General features: G+C 58.1%; 20 protein-coding genes. 16 read left to right on the top strand and 4 right to left on the bottom strand.

Features of this window, described 5'->3' with window-relative positions; genetic code table 11:
• Window positions 1-57: 57 nt before the first annotated feature.
• The 7 genes from K0P33_RS21840 (at window position 58) to K0P33_RS21810 (ending at window position 4,816) form a co-directional block, all read left to right on the top strand.
• Window positions 58-732 carry a hypothetical protein gene (locus tag K0P33_RS21840; protein WP_347341858.1) on the top strand — a complete coding sequence of 225 codons (675 nt, stop codon included), beginning with the start codon at window positions 58-60 and terminating at the stop codon, window positions 730-732.
• A gap of 151 nt (window positions 733-883) precedes the next feature.
• Entirely contained in the window at window positions 884-1,273 is a 390-nt protein-coding gene (locus K0P33_RS21835) for a hypothetical protein (RefSeq protein WP_242151351.1), read from the top strand.
• A 308-nt stretch (window positions 1,274-1,581) separates the two neighbouring features.
• A complete protein-coding gene (locus K0P33_RS21830) occupies window positions 1,582-2,256 on the top strand; it encodes a hypothetical protein (protein ID WP_347341857.1) in 675 nt (224 codons plus the stop codon).
• Window positions 2,257-2,402: 146 nt separating this feature from the next.
• The gene (locus K0P33_RS21825; protein WP_232000085.1) at window positions 2,403-2,771 is read left to right on the top strand and encodes a hypothetical protein; all 369 of its coding nucleotides are present in this window, start codon (window positions 2,403-2,405) and stop codon (window positions 2,769-2,771) included.
• Between the two features lie 133 nt (window positions 2,772-2,904).
• The gene (locus K0P33_RS21820) at window positions 2,905-3,405 is read left to right on the top strand and encodes a hypothetical protein (protein ID WP_242151344.1); all 501 of its coding nucleotides are present in this window, start codon (window positions 2,905-2,907) and stop codon (window positions 3,403-3,405) included.
• Window positions 3,406-3,805: 400 nt separating this feature from the next.
• Window positions 3,806-4,336 (top strand): contact-dependent growth inhibition system immunity protein, encoded by a 531-nt coding sequence (locus tag K0P33_RS21815; RefSeq protein ID WP_094953270.1) that lies wholly within the window; start codon window positions 3,806-3,808, stop codon window positions 4,334-4,336.
• 60 nt (window positions 4,337-4,396) lie between these two features.
• Window positions 4,397-4,816: a hypothetical protein gene (locus K0P33_RS21810; protein ID WP_094953248.1), complete on the top strand. Its 420-nt coding sequence runs from the start codon at window positions 4,397-4,399 to the stop codon at window positions 4,814-4,816.
• Between the two features lie 205 nt (window positions 4,817-5,021).
• On the opposite strand, the gene K0P33_RS21805 is transcribed toward K0P33_RS21810, so the two are convergent.
• Entirely contained in the window at window positions 5,022-6,260 is a 1,239-nt protein-coding gene (locus K0P33_RS21805) for an acyl-CoA dehydrogenase family protein (protein WP_094953249.1), read from the bottom strand.
• A gap of 271 nt (window positions 6,261-6,531) precedes the next feature.
• Here K0P33_RS21805 and K0P33_RS21800 point away from each other — a divergent pair, with 271 nt between their 5' ends.
• The 3 genes from K0P33_RS21800 to K0P33_RS21790 all read left to right on the top strand — a co-directional run bounded on the left by K0P33_RS21800 (window position 6,532) and on the right by K0P33_RS21790 (window position 8,278).
• Complete coding sequence (locus K0P33_RS21800) at window positions 6,532-7,455, top strand: ABC transporter substrate-binding protein (RefSeq protein WP_242151341.1); 924 nt, start codon at window positions 6,532-6,534, stop codon at window positions 7,453-7,455.
• A gap of 138 nt (window positions 7,456-7,593) precedes the next feature.
• On the top strand, window positions 7,594-7,896 hold the full coding sequence (locus tag K0P33_RS21795) for a type II toxin-antitoxin system RelE/ParE family toxin (RefSeq protein WP_242151337.1): 303 nt from the start codon (window positions 7,594-7,596) through the stop codon (window positions 7,894-7,896).
• Window position 7,897: 1 nt separating this feature from the next.
• On the top strand, window positions 7,898-8,278 hold the full coding sequence (locus tag K0P33_RS21790) for an addiction module antidote protein (RefSeq protein ID WP_094953253.1): 381 nt from the start codon (window positions 7,898-7,900) through the stop codon (window positions 8,276-8,278).
• Window positions 8,279-8,435: 157 nt separating this feature from the next.
• On the opposite strand, the gene gudD is transcribed toward K0P33_RS21790, so the two are convergent.
• Both gudD and K0P33_RS21780 read right to left on the bottom strand, forming a co-directional pair.
• Entirely contained in the window at window positions 8,436-9,761 is a 1,326-nt protein-coding gene (gene gudD, locus K0P33_RS21785) for a glucarate dehydratase (protein ID WP_242151334.1), read from the bottom strand.
• A gap of 19 nt (window positions 9,762-9,780) precedes the next feature.
• The gene (locus K0P33_RS21780; RefSeq protein WP_094953255.1) at window positions 9,781-11,142 is read right to left on the bottom strand and encodes an MFS transporter; all 1,362 of its coding nucleotides are present in this window, start codon (window positions 11,140-11,142) and stop codon (window positions 9,781-9,783) included.
• Window positions 11,143-11,491: 349 nt separating this feature from the next.
• Here K0P33_RS21780 and K0P33_RS21775 point away from each other — a divergent pair, with 349 nt between their 5' ends.
• The 5 genes from K0P33_RS21775 (at window position 11,492) to K0P33_RS21755 (ending at window position 15,469) form a co-directional block, all read left to right on the top strand.
• Complete coding sequence (locus K0P33_RS21775; protein ID WP_094953257.1) at window positions 11,492-12,202, top strand: FadR/GntR family transcriptional regulator; 711 nt, start codon at window positions 11,492-11,494, stop codon at window positions 12,200-12,202.
• A gap of 24 nt (window positions 12,203-12,226) precedes the next feature.
• Complete coding sequence (locus tag K0P33_RS21770) at window positions 12,227-12,922, top strand: tRNA (adenine(22)-N(1))-methyltransferase TrmK (protein ID WP_094953258.1); 696 nt, start codon at window positions 12,227-12,229, stop codon at window positions 12,920-12,922.
• A 101-nt stretch (window positions 12,923-13,023) separates the two neighbouring features.
• Complete coding sequence (locus K0P33_RS21765; RefSeq protein ID WP_242151331.1) at window positions 13,024-14,247, top strand: DUF1444 family protein; 1,224 nt, start codon at window positions 13,024-13,026, stop codon at window positions 14,245-14,247.
• A 293-nt stretch (window positions 14,248-14,540) separates the two neighbouring features.
• Window positions 14,541-15,086 carry an ATP phosphoribosyltransferase regulatory subunit gene (locus tag K0P33_RS21760; protein WP_094953262.1) on the top strand — a complete coding sequence of 182 codons (546 nt, stop codon included), beginning with the start codon at window positions 14,541-14,543 and terminating at the stop codon, window positions 15,084-15,086.
• A gap of 92 nt (window positions 15,087-15,178) precedes the next feature.
• Window positions 15,179-15,469 carry a DUF3144 domain-containing protein gene (locus tag K0P33_RS21755; RefSeq protein ID WP_094953264.1) on the top strand — a complete coding sequence of 97 codons (291 nt, stop codon included), beginning with the start codon at window positions 15,179-15,181 and terminating at the stop codon, window positions 15,467-15,469.
• On the opposite strand, the gene K0P33_RS21750 is transcribed toward K0P33_RS21755, so the two are convergent.
• Complete coding sequence (locus tag K0P33_RS21750) at window positions 15,448-15,999, bottom strand: RNA 2'-phosphotransferase (protein WP_094953266.1); 552 nt, start codon at window positions 15,997-15,999, stop codon at window positions 15,448-15,450. The two genes, K0P33_RS21755 and K0P33_RS21750, sit on opposite strands and share 22 nt — an antisense overlap.
• A 292-nt stretch (window positions 16,000-16,291) precedes the next feature.
• Here K0P33_RS21750 and K0P33_RS21745 point away from each other — a divergent pair, with 292 nt between their 5' ends.
• Window positions 16,292-18,349, top strand: a complete 2,058-nt coding sequence (locus tag K0P33_RS21745; RefSeq protein WP_094953268.1) for a methyl-accepting chemotaxis protein — start codon at window positions 16,292-16,294, stop codon at window positions 18,347-18,349.
• Window positions 18,350-18,389: the final 40 nt, after the last annotated feature.

Genomic DNA, 18,389 nt, shown 5'->3' with positions numbered 1-18,389 from the left:
CGATGGCTTTCCGAATTGGCACACTGGATGCGTTACTACCAAGTAGGCATTTGGCAGTTGTTTTTTTGGGCGGGGCAGTTTGACGTTTTGGCTAAAGCCGTAGGTAATGACAGACGCCAACAAAACTACAGCATCCAAACCGCTGCCAACATGATGGCCACCATGGCGATTCTGGGCTGGAAGGAAGCTGTCATCCACCAAGGCTATTTGACCCATGCGGCGCTCAACCGTGGTCATCAACTGGTCATCGAGTATGAAGAGGAGCACCGCCGCGCCCAAGCCTTTATGCTGCGTGTGTTTGCCGATTGGGTGGGCGATGTCTCGCATCAATGGCCTGCTTATGCTTACGACGAACCCATCTACGAAGCCTTGTTGGCCAAGTGGCGCACTCCCAGCCCCGACGACCTGATGCCCTGCCTGTTGGCCGCGTGTGACCGCCACACTTGGCAAACCGGCAAAGAGAGCCAGAAGAATTCCTACGATTTCAATCAGGACTGGCACTTGGAGCGCGTGCCGGTGGAAATTCTCTATATCCTGCGCCTGCGCCAGTGGGAAGGTTTAGCCAATCCGCAGAAGATTGATCATCCGCTGCTGGCCGTGCCCTTTGACCAATTGCCGCCCGAGCAGCCAGTGCCTGAGTTGGACGAGTTGATGCAAGGTGTACTCAACCGTGCCAGAGAAGACTGGCCAAATTACGATGACGTGCTGTCTTTGCCAGCGCTGAAAGGTTGAATCGGGTTCAAAAGGACCAGGGCAGGTTATTCCTGATGCAATCAGCCCACCTAAGTTCAGCCGGGTTGAAGACCTGTTTGGGCAGACATTTGAAAGTATCCCGCTGTCGCACCTTCCCAATTGGAAGACCGGTTCGCTTGTAAATGATGGGGTGTTGGGCGAGCAACTGGCCCTTCAAACCCTCAACGGAAAAACCGGCCTCAATTTCAAGCCATTGCAGAACGGTAGCAACCACGGCTGTGATGGCTGCGCGGTGGCGATCAATGGCGATACGATTACCGTGGTGGTGATGGATGCGAAGTCTTCGGTGAATGGCGTGAGTAAGGCCGGTACGCCGCATGGGGACCCGAGGACGCGGTTGGAGGGGTGGCTGGGTAATAGATCAATTGCCGACTCTGATCCTGCTTTACGCGATGCTTTGCAAGCGGCGTTGGATTCAGGAAAAGCCAAGGTTCAAGGTGTAACAGTCAAAGTCGGTGTTCCTGCCCCCGGTAAAACAGGTGTAGCAGAATTTAAGGTGGAACCATGGTCCAAGAAATAATTCAGTGCGAGGGCTCGGGCGTAAACCCGAAATGGCCTTCTTACAAAAGTGTGCTGGGGCGCATAGCCAAGGGGCCACACGTCTCAGATGAATACGAGTTGAATGGCATCCGTGAATATGTTGAGCGCGGCGATGCATTTGCGAAGCCATCAATGCCTGTACCGAATAGTGACAACGTTACGCGTAGTAGCTCCGAATGGATGGCCGTCACACGAGCCCACAAGGTATTGGCAACCGCACCAGATAACCCGCAATGGCTTCTGGAATTGGCCCATTGGCTGCGCTATTACCAAGTAGGAATTTGGCAGTTGTTCTTCTGGGCGGGTCAGTTCGACATTATTGCCAAAGCGGCAGGCAATGATCGACGCCGCCAAAACTACAGCATCCAAACCGCCACCAATATGATGGCCGCCATGGCGATCCTAGGCTGGAAGGATGCCGTCATCCATCAGGGCTATCTCACCCATGCGGCTCTCAACCGTGGGCATCAATTAGTGATTGAGTACGAAGAGCAACACCGCCGCGCCCAAGCCTTTATGCTGCGTGTGTTTGCCGATTGGGTGGGCGATGTCTCGCATCAATGGCCTGCTTATGCTTACGACGAACCCATCTACGAAGCCTTGTTGGCCAAGTGGCGCACTCCCAGCCCCGACGACCTGATGCCCTGCCTGTTGGCCGCGTGTGACCGCCACACTTGGCAAACCGGCAAAGAGAGCCAGAAGAATTCTTACGACTTCAATCAGGACTGGCACTTGGAGCGCGTGCCGGTGGAAATTCTCTATATCCTGCGCCTGCGCCAGTGGGAAGGTTTAGCCAATCCGCAGAAGATTGATCATCCGCTGCTGGCCGCGCCCTTTGATCAATTGCCGCCCGAGCAGCCAGTGCTTGAGTTGGACGAGTTGATGCAAGGTGTACTCAACCGTGCCAGAGAAGACTGGCCAAATTACGATGACGTGCTGTCTTTGCCAGCGCTGAAAGGTTGAATAGGGTCCAAAAGGACCAGGGCAGGTTATCCCTGATGCAATCAGCCCACCTAAGTTCAGCCGGGTTGAAGACCTGTTTGGGCAGACATTTGAAAGTATCCCGCTGTCGTACCTTCCCAATTGGAAAACCGGTTCGCTTGTAAATGATGGGGGTGTTGGGCGAGCAACTGGCCCTTCAAACCCTCAACGGAAAAACCGGCCTCAATTTCAAGCCATTGCAGAACGGTAGCAACCACGGCTGTGATGGCTGCGCGGTGGCGATCAATGGCGATACGATTACCGTGGTGGTGATGGATGCGAAGTCTTCGGTGAATGGCGTGAATAAGGCCGGTACGCCGCATGGGGACCCGAGGACGCGGTTGGAGGGGTGGCTGGGTAATAGATCAATTGCCGACTCTGATCCTGCTTTAAGCGATGCTTTGCAAGCGGCGTTGGATTCAGGAAAAGCCAAGGTTCAAGGTGTAACAGTCAAAGTCGGTGTTCCCGCCCCTCGTGCCTGCATCAGCATGGGGTGAGGCTTGGGCCGAGGTCAGGAAAAATGGCCCCCCGAAGAAGGTTAAGTAAGTGCCATTCAAATCTGTCCCCTTTTTTGTTCCACTTTAATGGCAAGGTCGTCGGACCTTGGATCTTAGATAAATGGGTGTGAGCATGTCGAACGACGTTTGTGGCTATGTTCATCCGTCGCCAAGTCCTGATGCTTGGACGGCGGTAGATGACTATATTTTAGAGAGTGAATTGGGGATATTTAAAATTACCAGCGCTGAGCTGTTTAACTATCCGCCTGATTTTTTACCAAGTAAAGGGACCTTCGTCTTTTTAATTGGAGACAGGCCTGGCTACCCTAATGCTACCTATTTGACGGACTATGATGAATACGATCCATTGACCTCAGGTATTGGATTTCCGAGCAAACCCCAAGACAGAGTTGCGATTCTATTAGAGACGATTACTGAGATTGCTTCGATTTGCAAGGCCGAGAAAATAGTTTTTTCAATCTCGGACAGTAGTCAAATAGAGGCGGTTAGGCGTATTAACATGTCGGACCTGTATGAGGTGGTTTTATCTGACTTTGAAAAACATCAGGCACCTCCAGATACACTATACGAAGTGTTTTGCGGGGATGTCTGTAGCGATGTTGTTAAACGCTAAAACGGGGGCGGATTTGAATGGCACCTACTTAACAGCTAACCAGCTGATATGGCTACAAAAAAAATGAAAAAGACCGTCCTTGGTCTACGGTGATAGTTGCGAACACACACCACGAGAACAAGTAAAGCCCGCGTGAATCGTAGACGCCAAATCGTCAGGCATCAACAGCAACGCATTCAGCAGCACACCAAAAACAGCAATGCCCATGCGTTCTTTAAGCTGCTAGCCGATCCGAAGTAGAAAGGGGACAGATTTATTTGGTTTTCCAAACTGCTGTGTCGCTAAAAATAAAACTGCCCCCTTTATGTCCCCTTTTTTCATAAGATTGGATCAAATCAATAGCGCCATTGAGTAGGGCCTGGCAAAGGCGTTACGGTAGATGTCACTAAGGTGGATTAAGATGACTGACGTCGTAAAAACAGCTTGGGCAGATGCAAAAATAAATACAGATTTTATTTTCGTAAACACTTTTTCTGGCTATCGAAGTAGCCGAGCGGACCCGCAAGGTGTGGAGCATTTTTTCAGCCCTGACGCTGCCGATAATGAGCTAGGCTTTGCGCTGCTTGACGCCTTGGCGCATAGTCGGTTTGTGCTTCCCGAGCCGCGGAAGGATGTTTGGATTCATCCTGAAGCTACTTTTGATAGGGAGTTATATGACTACAGCTTGACCAATCAACGATATGGTCAGTGGGTTGGCAGCACGTTGAAGCGCTATGGCTACAAGACTAAGCGTGCATTATTTAAAGAGATGAAGAAATGCAGTATCGAAAGTAAGAAGGACCAGATAATCATTCGTCCTAGCCATCATGAAAAGCTAGAAGTCTGGAGTGGCAAGGGACTAAGTGAGAGTGATTATGTCATTATCCCCAGCGGTAGTAGCCCTGCTGCTGTAGGTGCAGCCTTACGCTTAGCTTTTAGTCGATGTACTTAATGGGGGGAATGGGACCAGACCCTGAGGAATCTCCCATTTTTAACATTCAATAGGTGGCTGATGTTTGAAACGTACAAAACATTACTGACCTCAGCTCTTTCTGAAGATTATTGGTCGGATGTAGGCATCGATATTGCCAGCGCTCACGTCTCTCAATTTGATCATTCAGACTGGCGCGCGCTTGAGGCTGTGCTTTTGCTGAAGCCCGAGGCGTGGCGAGGTCGATGTGCTGAATCTCTAAGCGATACGCGTGATGCTCGAGCCCTGAGGCTGTTGTTGAAATTGCTTGACGCCAAAGAGGAATCCGTCGTCATTCATGCGATCGAGTCACTCGATGCGCTGTTTTTTGCAGGCTATATTCATGGCGCGCGGCCGATAGTGGTGGCTTTAGGTGAAGGATTTGAGCCCTCGACACGCACTATAAAATTAATGGCGGCGACATTAGTCAGGAAATGCGGGCACCCGAATAAAGCAGGTTGAATGGGTCGGCATCGGCTGCGATGCGGGTGTTGTGGTCTGGCAGGTGCACTGCGGTGATCCCTTCGCAGCCTCGCTGAAGCTCGACAGCTCCCACATTTGGCCTTGGTGGTCTCGATCATTGTGTTGGCGGCCACTCGGCGGAGGCTGTAAGCGCCCGCTCGGAACCCAATCTCCAACTCGGCAACACTGCTCCAGTGTTGTTTCATCAAGCTTTGGCCACACCCACTCGCCACTGCGCTGGCGGCAACTCTCCATTCACCAGGTAATTGCCGACGATCCGCGACTTGTACACCCGTGGATTATGGTTCGCCAACGTGCGCGCATTGCGCCACAACCGGTCCAGTGCCTTGTTGCTCGCCGTGGCGCTCGCCCCCAGCGCATCAAACAGTGCGGTGGTCGCGGCAAGTGTCGCATCCACCACCGGGTTCACCGCCAGGCACACTTCCAACTCCGCCAATGCCACCTGCGGGTCGTCGTCATGCAGCGGCTGGTCGTGGGCGATCACATACTGCGCCGTGTGCTCCAGGCGCTGCGCCGCTTGTTGGGTGATGGCGTGTGCGGCGTAGGCCTGGCTGGCCACTTCGCCGATGACTTGCAGCAGTTGCACGTCTTGCGCGGCGGTGTCGGCGTTGCCGGTGGTGAAGGTCCGGGCGCGTTGGCTGAGCTCTTGCGCACCACTCAGCGCCGCACGGCGGGCGATGCCGGCGAGGGTGCTGAGGTGGTAGATCTGGTAGAAGGATTGGCCGTAGCCGAAGCGTTGGTGGGTGGGGCGCAGGTCGTCTTCCACCGGGGCATTGTTAAAGAGGCAGGTGCCGCTGGCGGTGAGGCGTTGGCCGAAGCCGTTCCAGTCATCGATGATCTGCACGCCGGGCGCCTTGAGGTCGACGACCACGCTGTAGACCGTGCCGTCTTCGCCGGTGGCGACGGTGTTGATCAGGTCGCTGTAGAGCGCGCCGGTGGTGTAGAACTTTTTGCCGCTGATGCGCAGGGTGCCGTCCGCATCGCGGTGCAGGCGGGTTTCGAAGTCGCCGCGCGTCTGGTTGCCGACTTCGGTGCTGCCGGGGGAGAGCAGGGCGCCTTGGCCGAGTCGCTCGAGCCACTTGGCGCGCCAGTCGAGGTCTTTGGCGCAGAGCACGTCCTCGCAAAAACCAAAATGCCCGCGCAGGGCCTGGGTGATGTTGGAGTCGGCGGCGGACAGCTCTGTGAGCAGCGCGAGCAGTTCAGCTAAGGTTGCGTCCTGGCCGCCGTAACTGACGGGCAAGCGCCAGCGCGGCAAGCCCAGCGCGTTCAGTTGCTGGATGACGGGCGCCAGGCTGGCGCGAGTCTGATCAGCCTCAGCGGCGTGCGCAAGGATGTGGGCAAAGAGTGGGCGAAACGGTGCGGCCAGTTGTTCATAACGGGACGAGGGCGCAGTGCCCCAGATATTCAACGCGGGAATCGACATGCAATGGACCTTGCAGAAAGTGGCTCAAGTGCTGGGGTCCAGTGGTCTGGTGACGCCACCCTAACCCACGGGTGGCAAAGTTTTTAATACGAAAAATAGCTATCGAACTGCGCAGCGGTTCTATCGATAGTGCGCAACAGTATTAAACCCCGCGCTTTTATTGCGTTAGCTTCTACGGGCGCCACGCTCGGCGACCTTCAAACCTCTTCTCTCATCACCAGACTGCATGCACACAGATGGTTGAGTCAGCCATAAACTGTGTGGATTCCTCATGATCAATCGTCGAAATGTACTCGCCCTGCTGGGCCTGGCTTCTCTTGCGCTGCATGGCAGTTCGGTAGGCGCGGCAGAGCCACTGACCCTGGTGGTGGGTGACCAGTTCTTCTCCAACCGTATCGTCCTGGAATTGTCGGGTGAGTTGAAGGACTTGCCGTATAAAATCGATTTCAAACGCTTCAACACCGGCTCCCCAGTGGCCTCGGCGGTCGCCAGCGGCGCGCTGGACGTGGGCATTGTCGGCGACACGCCGGTGATCAGCCTGGCCGCCAATGGCGCGCCAGTGAAGGTGGTCGCCAGCACCCAGACCAGCCTCGATGGCGTAGGCATCGTGGCACGCAAAGGCATTCAGTCGGTGGCCGATCTCAAAGGCAAAACCGTGGCGATCTGGAACGGTTCGTGGAGCCAGCAATTGGCGTACAAAGCCCTGGACGAAGCCGGCGTGCCGCGCAGCAGCGTAACCTTCAAATACCTGCTGCCGGCCGAAGCCAGCCTGGCGCTGACCCAGGGCGACATCGATGCCTTCGGCACCTGGGAACCCTACGTGTCGCTGCAAGAGAAAGAGGGCAGCACGCTGATTCGCAACGCCAAGGGCCTGATGAGCGCGCCGACCTACATCGTTGCGTATGAACCGGCGCTGGCGCAAAAAGGCGCAATCATCAAAGACTTTGTCGCGCGTCTTACCCGCGCTCGGGTGTGGAGCGGCAGCCATGTCGATGAGTACGCCGAGGCATGGTCGAAGGCCAACCAATCCGCACCGGAGATTGCCAAGGTGTGGTTCAAGCGTGACGCGATCAAGGTGCTGCCGATCTCGCCGACGATCGTCAGCGAGGCCCAGGCCACGGCGGATTTCCTGGTGGATGCGCAGATGTTGAAGCAGCGGTATGACGTGACGCCGTTGTTTGATCGGGCGCTTTAAATGTGAAGGAAACAAGCGCTAATAGTATCGACAGCTTGATTATGCGGGGGCTGGGCTAGGGTTTTTGTTCCGGATCGCGCCGGAACAAAAAATTAACTAGCATCGGCAAGGAGTAGCCAGTAGGCTACATTTGAATCTGTGACTAACTTGATCGGCAGGACGCCGGAGTTCGATACAGGGCTCGACGGTATGCAGGATATTTGGGGCAAAACGGCTGTGTTGGCGCGTTTGGACCGCGCCGAAGACAACAACTTTGGTGATTGCGAGCCCGTCGGTGAAGGCCTGAGTGAAATGCGTGTTTTTGTCGGGCCCGGCTACAGGATCTACTTTGTGCGCACTGGTATCACCGCTTACCTGATGCTTTGGGGCAGCGATAAAACCGACCAGACGCGAGGAATCAATCGGGCAAAAGAGATCCTCGATGCCCTGAGAGGTCAATGAAATGAGCGAATCGAAATTCAAACCCGAGGACATGCCGATCCTCGACCTTGATACATCCGGCACCAGTGTCTATGAAGCCTCGCGCTTTCTCGACAGCCCTGAAACCATCAGCGCTTACCTGGCGCAAAGCATGAAGTCGCAAGACCCGCAGGTGCTCATGAAGGCGCTTGCCGAGGTCGTTAAAGCCCAAGGTGTGAACAAGGTTGCCGAGGCTGCGGGGGTTAATCGGGAGAGCCTGTACAAGACGCTCAAAGGCGGCTCGAAAACGCGCTATGAGACGGTCCAGAAGCTGATGCTGGCGTTAGGGGTTGAGCTCACTGTGCAGCCGTTGGCTGTCAATCAGGCGGCAAGGGCTAAGCCAGCAGCCGTCGGTAAGCCCTGATCAGCGATAACAACGCCGATCAAATGTGGGAGCTGTCGAGCTTTAGCGAGGCTGCGAAGACGGCGGCAGAGCCAATAGATATATCGCCTGAACCACTGCTTTCGCAGCCTCGCTAAAGCTCGACAGCTCCCACATTGACCTCCGTTGCCCTTAAGCCTTAGCGCACCAGGCACGGCTGCTTGTTATTGAAGCGCCACCCCGGAACCAAGAACTGCATCGCCACGCTGTCATCCCGCGCCCCAAGGCCCATGCCTTTGTAGACTTCATGGGCTTTCGCCACGGCGTCCATATCGATCTCCACGCCCAGCCCAGGCTTGGTGGGCACCTTGACGTAGCCGCCTTCGATTTTCAGCGGCTCTTTGGTCAGGTGCTGGCCGTCCTGCCAGATCCAGTGGGTGTCGATGGCGGTGATTTCCCCCGGTGCGGCGGCCGCGACCTGGGTAAACATCGCCAGGGAAATATCGAAGTGGTTATTGGAGTGCGAGCCCCAGGTCAGGCCCCATTCATTGCACATCTGCGCAACGCGCACCGAGCCTTGCATAGTCCAGAAGTGTGGGTCGGCCAGCGGAATGTCCACCGATTGCAGTTGGATCGCGTGGCCCATTTCGCGCCAGTCGGTGGCGATCATGTTGGTCGCGATTTTCAGGCCCGTGGCACGGCGAAATTCAGCCATGACTTCGCGGCCCGAGTAGCCGTTTTCTGCGCCACACGGGTCTTCGGCATAGGCGAGTACGTGGTGTTGGTCGCGGCACAGGCGGATGGCTTCTTTGAGTGACCACGCGCCGTTCGGGTCGAGGGTGATGCGCGCATCCGGGAAGCGTTCGGCCAGGGCGGTGACCGCTTCGATTTCTTCATCGCCACTCAAGACACCGCCTTTGAGCTTGAAGTCATTGAAACCATATTTGGCCTTGGCGGCTTCGGCCAGACGCACCACGGATTCGGCAGTCATGGCTTGCTCATGACGCAAGCGGAACCAGTCGTCATCGGCGTCAGCCTCGTTGCGATAAGCTAGGTCAGTGGCCGTGCGGTCGCCGACGTAGAACAGGTAACCGAGCATTTTCACCGCATCGCGCTGCTGCCCTTCGCCGAGCAGGGCCGCCACCGGCACGTCGAGGAATTGCCCCAGCAGGTCGAGCAGGGCGGCTTCCATGGCGGTGACGGCATGAATGGTGATGCGCAGGTCAAAGGTTTGCAGGCCTCGCCCGGCGGCGTCGCGAGAGGCAAAAGTGCTGCGCATCTGATTGAGGATGCGCTGGTACTGGCCGATAGGCTGGCCGACCACCAGGCTACGCGCGTCTTCCAGGGTTTCGCGGATGCGTTCACCGCCGGGTACTTCGCCCACGCCGGTATTGCCGCTGCTGTCCTTGAGAATCACGATATTGCGGGTAAAGAATGGCCCATGGGCGCCGCTCAGGTTGAGCAGCATGCTGTCGTGGCCCGCCACCGGGATGACGTGGAAATGGGTGACTACGGGAGTGTTCATGGCAAGTTCCTAAATAGGCTCAAAGAGGTTTGCTGATGGCGGCGCCCGTCGGCACAGCGCTTGGCGAGGCCAGCGCGGCAGCGGGCGAAGTCTTGGCAAAGAACACCAGGATCGCCGCCAGCACCGAGGTGCCGGCCAGGCCGTAGAGGCCGCCCTGGATCGAACCGGTGGTCTGTTCCAGGAAGCCAAAGGTGGTTGGCGCGACGAAGCCGCCCAGGTTGCCGATGGAGTTGATCAACGCGATCACGGCGGCGGCGATGCGCACATCCAGGTAGCCCTGGGGGATTGGCCAAAACAGTGACGAGGCGGACTTGAAACCGATGGCTGCAAAGCAGATCGCCACAAAGGCGAAAATCGGCCCGCCGGTGGTGGACATGAACATGCCCGCGGCGGCAATCAACAGCGCGGCGGCGACCCAGGCCTGTTGGAACTTGAACTTGCCCGACAGTGATGCGAAGGCGTACATGGCGATGATCGAGATCAGCCATGGGATCGAGTTGAAGAACCCGACCTGCACGTCACTCAGGTCGCCCATCTTTTTGATGATGCTCGGCAGCCAGAACGTCGCAGCGTAAATCGTCAGCTGGATGCAGAAGTACAGGGCGCAGAACAGCAGGATCTGGCGGTCTTTGAGCAGCTTGCCGATGGTCGGTTTGACCGTGGTCAGCGCTTCCCGCTCGCGCTGTTCCTGGTCGATGGCGCCGACCAAAGTGTCCTGTTCTTCGCGGGTCAGCCATTTGGCGTCGTGGGGTTTGGAGTCGAGCCAGAACCACACAAAGAACCCCAGCGCCACGGAGGCCAGGCCCTCGATGGCGAACATCCATTGCCAGCCGTGGAAGCCGAAGCCTTCGATCTGCAACAGCACGCCCGACAATGGGCCGGAAATCAGTGACGCGACCGCCGAACCACTCAGGAAGATCGCAATGGCTTTACCGCGCTCCACGCCAGGCAACCAGCGGGTGAAGTAATAGATCACACCCGGGAAGAACCCGGCTTCGGCCACGCCGAGCAGGAAGCGCAGGACGTAGAACTGGGTTTCGTTCTGGATGAACGCCATCAAGGTCGCGACGATGCCCCAGGTGAACATGATGCGGGTCAGCCAGATACGCGCGCCGACCTTTTGCAGCAGCATGTTGGAGGGCACTTCGAACAGCGCGTAGCCAATGAAGAACAGCCCGGCACCCAGGCCGTAGGCCGCCGCGCCGATGCCCAGGTCATGCTCCATGTGCGTGCGCACAAAGCCGATATTGACCCGGTCGATGTAGTTAAGGATGAACATGATCACGAACAGTGGGAGCACATGGCCCTTCACTTTGCTCACGGCACGCGCGAGGACTGAATCACTGTGTGGCGCGACAGATGCATGGCTTGAATTGTTCACAATTCAAAACTCCCCCTGATTATTTTTATGCGGGTTTGCGTGTTTTGTTGATAGACATCATACAAGTTGTTTTTTGTGCTGCGCAATGTGGTGCGGTGTGTATTTGTTCTTATAAGCACGATGGTTGAATAGCTAATTTGGTTATTTACTCAGTGTTTGCTTGGGTTTGTTAATGTTTAAGGCGTGTTGAGGGAACCTGCATATCCCCGCCAGAGCGATCACGGCATGCAGTGGGTGGTGGGTTGCTCAGGTTGGTTGTCATACAAGTAGAGCGTTTTTTCAATCAACCCAACGTCGCCGCCAAGCGCGGTGTTAAGCTCCCTCCAGCCCAACCCCGTGGACCCTCGCGATGCCCATTGAAAACGGAACCCTTGTCCGTCGACGTTCCAACAACCTGGCCCAAGGCGTAGTCGATACGCTGACCCAGCGCATCCTGCTCGGCCAGCTCAAACCCGGTGAAAAACTGCCGTCCGAATCCACCATCGTGCTTGAGCACGGCGTGAGCCGGACGGTGGTGCGCGAAGCCATCTCCAAGTTGCAGGCGTCAGGTTTGGTCGAGACGCGCCACGGCATCGGCACCTTTGTGCTGGCGCAACACGCCCAGCAAGGCTTGCGCTTGCATGTGGACACGGTCGCCAGCGTGCGCAACATGCTCGAGCTGCGCCTGGGCCTGGAAGTGCAAGCCGTGGCGCTGGCCGCCTTGCGCAGGTCTGATGGGCAACTGGTGCGCATGCGCGAAGCGCTGGACGACTACCAAGCTTCGCTGGCCAACAACGACAGCTGCGTGGAAGAAGACCAGCGCTTTCACCAGCTGATTGCCGAGGCCACCGGTAATACCTTCTTTACCGAAATCATGCTGCACCTGGGCAGTGCGATGATCCCGCGCACCCAGGTCAAAGGCGCCGAACGCGGCGGCGCGGACTTCGCCAAGCTGGGGCAATTGGCGAACCTGGAGCATGAGGCGATCTTCAATGCGATCAAGCGCCAGGACCCGGACGCCGCACGGGCGGCCATGGTGTTGCACCTGACCAACAGCCGGGATCGTTTTTCGGGTGAGTAATGTTGTGCTGATAAGGAACAAACGGTGAACGAACACACATTGTCCATGCGCCTGGAGCGTGTGGCGGCGCATGTGCCGGCCGATGCGCGCCTTGCCGATATCGGCTCGGACCACGGCTACCTGCCCGTGGCATTGATGCGCCGTGGCGTGATCGCTGCGGCGGTGGCGGGGGAGGTGGCGACCACGCCCTTTCACGCGGCCGAACGCACCGTGCGTGACAACGGCCTGGAGCAGCACATCAGCGTGCGCCTGGCGGATGGGCTGGCGGCGATCAAGCCTTGTGATGGGATCACCGCGATCAGCCTCTGCGGTATGGGCGGCGAGACCATCCGCGACATCCTCGACAGCGGCAAAGCGCACCTGAGCGGCCAGGAACGCCTGGTCCTGCAACCCAACGGCGGCGAGCAACCGCTGCGCCAATGGTTAATGGAAAACGGCTACCGCATCCTGCTTGAAGAGCTGCTGCAGGAGAATCGCTTCTATTACGAAATCATCGTCGCCGAGCGTGCTACGCCTGTGACCTACACCGATGAGGAACTGTACTTCGGCCCGCTGCAAATGCAGGCGCGCAGCCCGGTATTCCTGGCCAAATGGCAACGCATGCTGCGTCAGAAGCACAAGACCCTGGCCAGCTTCGAGCAGGCGCGCCAGGCAGTGCCGCAGGCGAAGGTGCAGGAGATTGAACAGCAGGCGCGGTGGATTACGCAGTTGCTGGCTTGAACCGGTAACAGTGAACGGGGTCACACAACCCAGACCGGCGCTTTACCCGGTCTCGTGCACCGCCCATGATGGACGGCTCGCACTCATGGAGGACTTTGCGCATGTTTGGCTCCCTGTTGAACACACTCTTCAATCGCCCCCTGACCGAAGACGCATTCGCTGAGAAAGTCATCAAGGCTGCTCGTGATGCCGGTTTCAGCGAACCTCTTGAGTACGTGCCCAAAGAGTTCCGCCTCAAACATGGCGACGGCGGCTACTTCAACCTGCATAACGCATTCAATGACTATCAGAGTGCCGAAAAGGCGCACAAATCTGAGGTGTTGAAGGGTTATGTATCGACACTGCTCGGCTACAAAAAGGAAGCGCCGCAAAGCTTTGAAGGCGTCAAGCCGATGTTACGTCCGGTGATTCGTAACCTGGCGATGCTTGAAGAAGTGCGCCTGCATCACGTGCGCACCGAAGGCTGGGACGCGCCTTACACCGCTGTTCACCAGGCCTTGGGCAAAGACTGCGTGACCTTGCTGGCAGTGGACTACCCCGAGACCACCTCCACCCTCACCGAGGGGCCGAAGGAAAACTGGGGCGTGAGCCTGGGCGAGGCGCTCGCAGTGGCGGTGAGCAACCTGCGCGAAGCAACCCAGGAGGCGTTTGATGAAATTGTGCCCGGCCTCTACGTCGGCCGCTGGAATGACGGCTACGACACCAGCCGCGTGCTGCTGCCGGATGTCCTGCAGCGTGCGGCCATCAAAGGCCGCCCGGTGTTCATGATCCCGACCCGCGACATCCTCATGGTGACCGGTGACAAGGATGAAGAAGGCATTCGGCATATGGTCGAGGTCAGCTTCAAGGCCATGGAAAGCGGGCGCGCCGTTTCCAGCCAGGTCTACACCTACGACGATCAACGGATCGTGCCTTTTATCAGCCAGGACGAAGCGCTCCTTGAGCGTGTGGCGAGCCTCGAACACATGCTGCTGCAAGGCAATTACCACGCGCAGAAAGAGCAGCTCGACACGATCCATGAAGAGCAGAAGATCGACGTGTTTGTAGCGACCTACAAGCTGTTCGAGTTGAAGGACAGCAACGGCAAGACATTCTCGATGTGCAGCTGGACAGAAACCGTCGACACCTTGCTGCCCAAGACCGACCGCGTGGCGTTGGTGCAGATCCAGCCTGACGGCACCGCCCAGACCCAAGTGGTCGAATGGGATGAGCTTCAAGCCAAGCTGGGTGATTTGCTGGCACCGGCGAGCCTGTACCCAATGCGCTATCGTACGCTGGGTTTTCCGACGGCTGCACAGTTGAGCCAGTTGACGCCGTTGTTTTAACGGCGGCTTGTAATGCTTCGTCTGACTGTGCAAGGATCGCCCATGACTCAATTTTCGCAAAGCAACCGCCACCACCACCACGGACCTTGCCCAAGGTGCTGCGGTTGCTTGCGCTCACTGATTGACCAGAACCTCTGATCACTCAATGAACCATCACCCAAGGCGCCCACGGCGCCTTTTTTATTGCCTGTAAATAATGGAGATACAACACATGACTATGCTACGTGGAACCCGAATAGTGACGGGTAAAGAAGCCGCAGCGATGCGTGAGATAGAGGGCCGTTTTCGGAGCTATCTTCATCGAAGCGGGCGCTGAAGAAGCCATCGTGCCGGCCCTGTGGGGCCAGGATACGTTTATCGAAAAAGCCGGCGGCAGTGAAATCATCGGGCAGATGTGGGCCTTTGATGACAAGGCGGGCCGACCCTGCTGCCTGATCCCGGAAGCCACTGCGCTGTTCCAGGAGCGCAACGCGCAGTTACTGGGCGGGCGAGAGGAGGCGATGTTTTTCTACGTGGCGCGGTGTTACCGGTATGAGCGGCCGCAAGCCGGTCGTTATCGTGAATTCACCCAGTTGGGGGTCGAGATTCTCAGCCCTGACCCGGTGTCGGCGTTGCAGCGCAGCCAGGCGCTGTGCAGCGGTTTTCTGGACACGCTGGGGCTCGATTACGAGCTCAACCTGGCGGTGAAACGCGGGCTGAGTTACTACCTGGAGGGCAATGGCTTCGAGGTGCGTTGCCCCGCGTTAGGTGCGCAGCAGCAAGTGGTTGGCGGCGGCGCTTACCGAGAAGGCGCGGGGTTCGGCATCGGGCTTGAGCGGGTGGTGCTCGCACTGGCTTGATGTTCAAGGCGCCTCCACCCGGGGGCGTCTCCTCTACGGCGGCCGGATATGCTCCAATAGCCGCCATTATTCGATCACCCAGGAACCCCACCATGGCCGAAGCCACCGACCAAGCCTTCTACGACCGTGCGGATGCACACATCGAACTGTCGAACGAGCAGCTCAAGACCTGTGAAAACCTCGGCGAGGTCAGCGCCTCGATGATGTTCGGCACCACGCGCTTTAACGCCTGGGCCAGTGCGCGCAACTTCAAGTCCGGCGCCGAAATGGCCGATGCGCGGGAAGCGATGCTGAAGTATTTCTGTGACCAGTACCGGATGATGCTTGAGGATAATCTGGATGATCACATTAATAATTTCAGTCAGTACATGCTCGTCAAATAGTTCGCCGGCACCGACGCCACCAACCACACCCCATTGTCCGCTTGATAAAACGCTATTCCCGCCTGGCTCATACCCAGCGCATCAACCGTAAGCAGCACAGGCTGCCCATAGCGTTTGCCAACGGCCAGCGCTGTTTCTGGGTTGTCCGTAAGGTGTACATGGTGCCGACTGCCAGGGATCAATCCCTGCGAGTCGATAGAAGCCATGAAGCGACTGGCGGTGCCATGGTAGAGCAGGGCGGGCGGCGCCTTCTCGATGTGCTGCACCTGGACCTGCGCGGTGCTGTGCCCTTGTGCGGCGCGGATACGCTGGCCGTCGCCTGAGAGCGTGAAGCGCTTTTTTTCGTTGGTCTCGACCACGTCGAGCAGCGCTTGGCGATCCAGCGTGTGGCCGTGTTGGTTGGCGTTGAGGATCAAGCCGTCAACATCGGTCCAGCCATCGCCGTCCAGGACGACACCAATGGACTCGGGCGCGTGGCGCAGTATGTAGCTGAGGAACTTGCTGATGTCGTCGCGTTGTTGCTTGTTCACGGGTATTGGATGTCCATGGCGATTTTAGATGTCCTTGCAGGGTAAGTCGGGCGGGCCAGTGCGGGTGGAACTCTAGGGCAACCACGCATCTCTGGAAAGCCGGTTACCATTCAACTCTACGCACTGAGTGCTTTTGCCCCATTTTCGCGCATGCCACTGCGCTTTCAAGTCGCCAAGCCGCCTATTTCGCGGCCCGGTACCAACGGCCCGTATCTTGCTAGTGCCTTCCCAATCAATGACATGGCATTTTGCTTCTAGTCATATCCAGGTTGTTTGGGGGAGTGGGTCGGCCATGCACAGTCTTTTATCACCGGGTATCCGCCTGCTTGGCCGTTTCGGTTTTGCGCGCAAGTTCCAGATCCTGTTTTTCCTGTTTATGCTGCCCCTGGCCGGGAGCCTATGGCTGATCGGCCAGGACTATCGCGACAAATTAGCGGTGATTTCCAGCGAGCAGTCCGGCGTTCACCAACTGCTGGCCCTGGACACGCTGGATGGCCAATTGACGGCGCAGCGCAACCAGGCGGCGCGCTGGAAAGCGCTGGATATCCTGCACACCCCAACCGCTGCGGCCCAAGCGGCGATGGACAAGGTCGATGCCGGCAGCCCAATCATCGTGCACAGCCTGCAAGCCCTGGGCGATGCGCTCAAGACCCAGAACGCCAGCGCCGACACCTTGGCGCGTTTTGAAGCATTGCAGGCGACGGTCAAGGGCATGGACACCCAGTCACTGCGCACGGTGGGTTGGTGGCCGGACGGTTACGACCGCTTCACCGCCGCCTTGACCGCCATGCAAACCCTGCGCGAGCAGATCACCCAGGACGCTGGGCTGATCCTCGACCCGTGGCTGGAAACCTACTTGTTGATGCAGATCTCCACCCAGCACACGCCGGACCTGATCGAGCGCATCGGCCGCACGGCCAGCGTTGGGCAGTCGTCGATTGCGTCGGGCCAGTTCACTTTGCAAAGTCGTTTGCAGATGCGCGACCTGCGCGGCCGTATCGGCGATGCGCGGGAGCAGTTGGTCAAGGCCGCCGCTTCGCTCAAAGCCAAGCAGTACCCCGGAATTGAACCGTGGGCGGCGCAATACGACACCAGCCTGCAATTGCTCGACAGTGAACTCAAAACCCTGGACGACGGCGTATTTGGCGGCACCATCAAGCTCGACACCACAGCGTTTGATCGCAGTGTCGACAGCATCCTCGGTGCATTGGGCGCGTTGCGCAGCCAGTCGCTGCATTCGCTGGACGAGCGCTTGAGTTATTACCGCGACCGCTCACTTAAACAGTTTATTCCGGTGGTGGCGACGTTCAGCCTGCTGGCGCTCGCTGCACTGTACTTGTTCATCTGCCTGCAAGCCTCGATCCGCCGCAGTGCCAGTGGCATCACCACGCTTGCCGAGTCCCTGCGCGACGGCAACCTGTGCGTCGAAGTGGCGGTGGAAGGCCGCGATGAGCTCGCGGCGATCAGCACGGCACTCAACGTCGCCGTGGTGCAGTTGCGCACCAGCTTGTTGGGCGTTAACCACGAGACCCAGCAGCTCGGCTCGGCGGTGCACACCCTCAACGCGCAATCGGGCAGCACCCTGACCGAAGTCGAAGACCAGCAATACCAAATCAGCCAGATTGCCGCCGCCGCCACGCAACTGGCCGCCACTTCGATGGGCGTCGCCAAAAGCTGTGAGCAGGCCTCGGGCAGTGCGCAGCAAACCCGGCGCATCGCCGAAGACAGCAGCCGTGACAGCCAGCGCACCACGGCGAGTATTCAGCAACTCAACCAGCGCCTGACCGACACCGCCAATGCCCTGGAGCAAGTGAGCCAGCAAGGGCAGCAGATTCAGTCGGTGGTCGACACCATTCGCGGCATTGCCGAACAGACCAACCTGCTGGCGCTCAACGCCGCCATCGAAGCCGCCCGCGCAGGCGAGCAGGGCCGTGGGTTTGCTGTGGTCGCGGACGAAGTGCGCAGCCTGTCGCAACGCACCCAGGCCTCCACGGCGCAAATCGCCAGCACGGTGGACAGCCTGCGTGCGACGGTCAGCCAGGCGGTCACGCTGATGGGCGCCGCGTGTGACCAGGCGCTGACCGATGCCGAGTCCGTCACCGGCCTGGGCACACGCCTGGGCGAGATTGCCGGCGCGGTGCAAAACGTCACCGACACCCTGGCGCAGATTGCGGCGGCGGTGGAGGAACAGGCGACGACGGCGGATGAGGTCAGCGGCAATATCCAGCAGGTCGATCAGGCCGCAGGGCGCTTGCTCGACGGCGCGCGCGCGGTGAACCAGGCGGCGGATACGTTGAGCAAAGGCAGCCGGGCATTGAGCGAAAACACTGCGCGTTTTCGGCTGGGCTGATCCATTTTCTCAGTTGAACTGCTCATACTTCCTTGGGGCG

Origin of the sequence: Pseudomonas sp. ArH3a (genome assembly GCF_022648765.1) — a bacterium.
Taxonomy (GTDB): Bacteria; Pseudomonadota; Gammaproteobacteria; order Pseudomonadales; family Pseudomonadaceae; genus Aquipseudomonas.
Note: the sequence above shows the minus strand (reverse complement) of the source record. Positions and strands in the feature narration are given on the sequence as shown.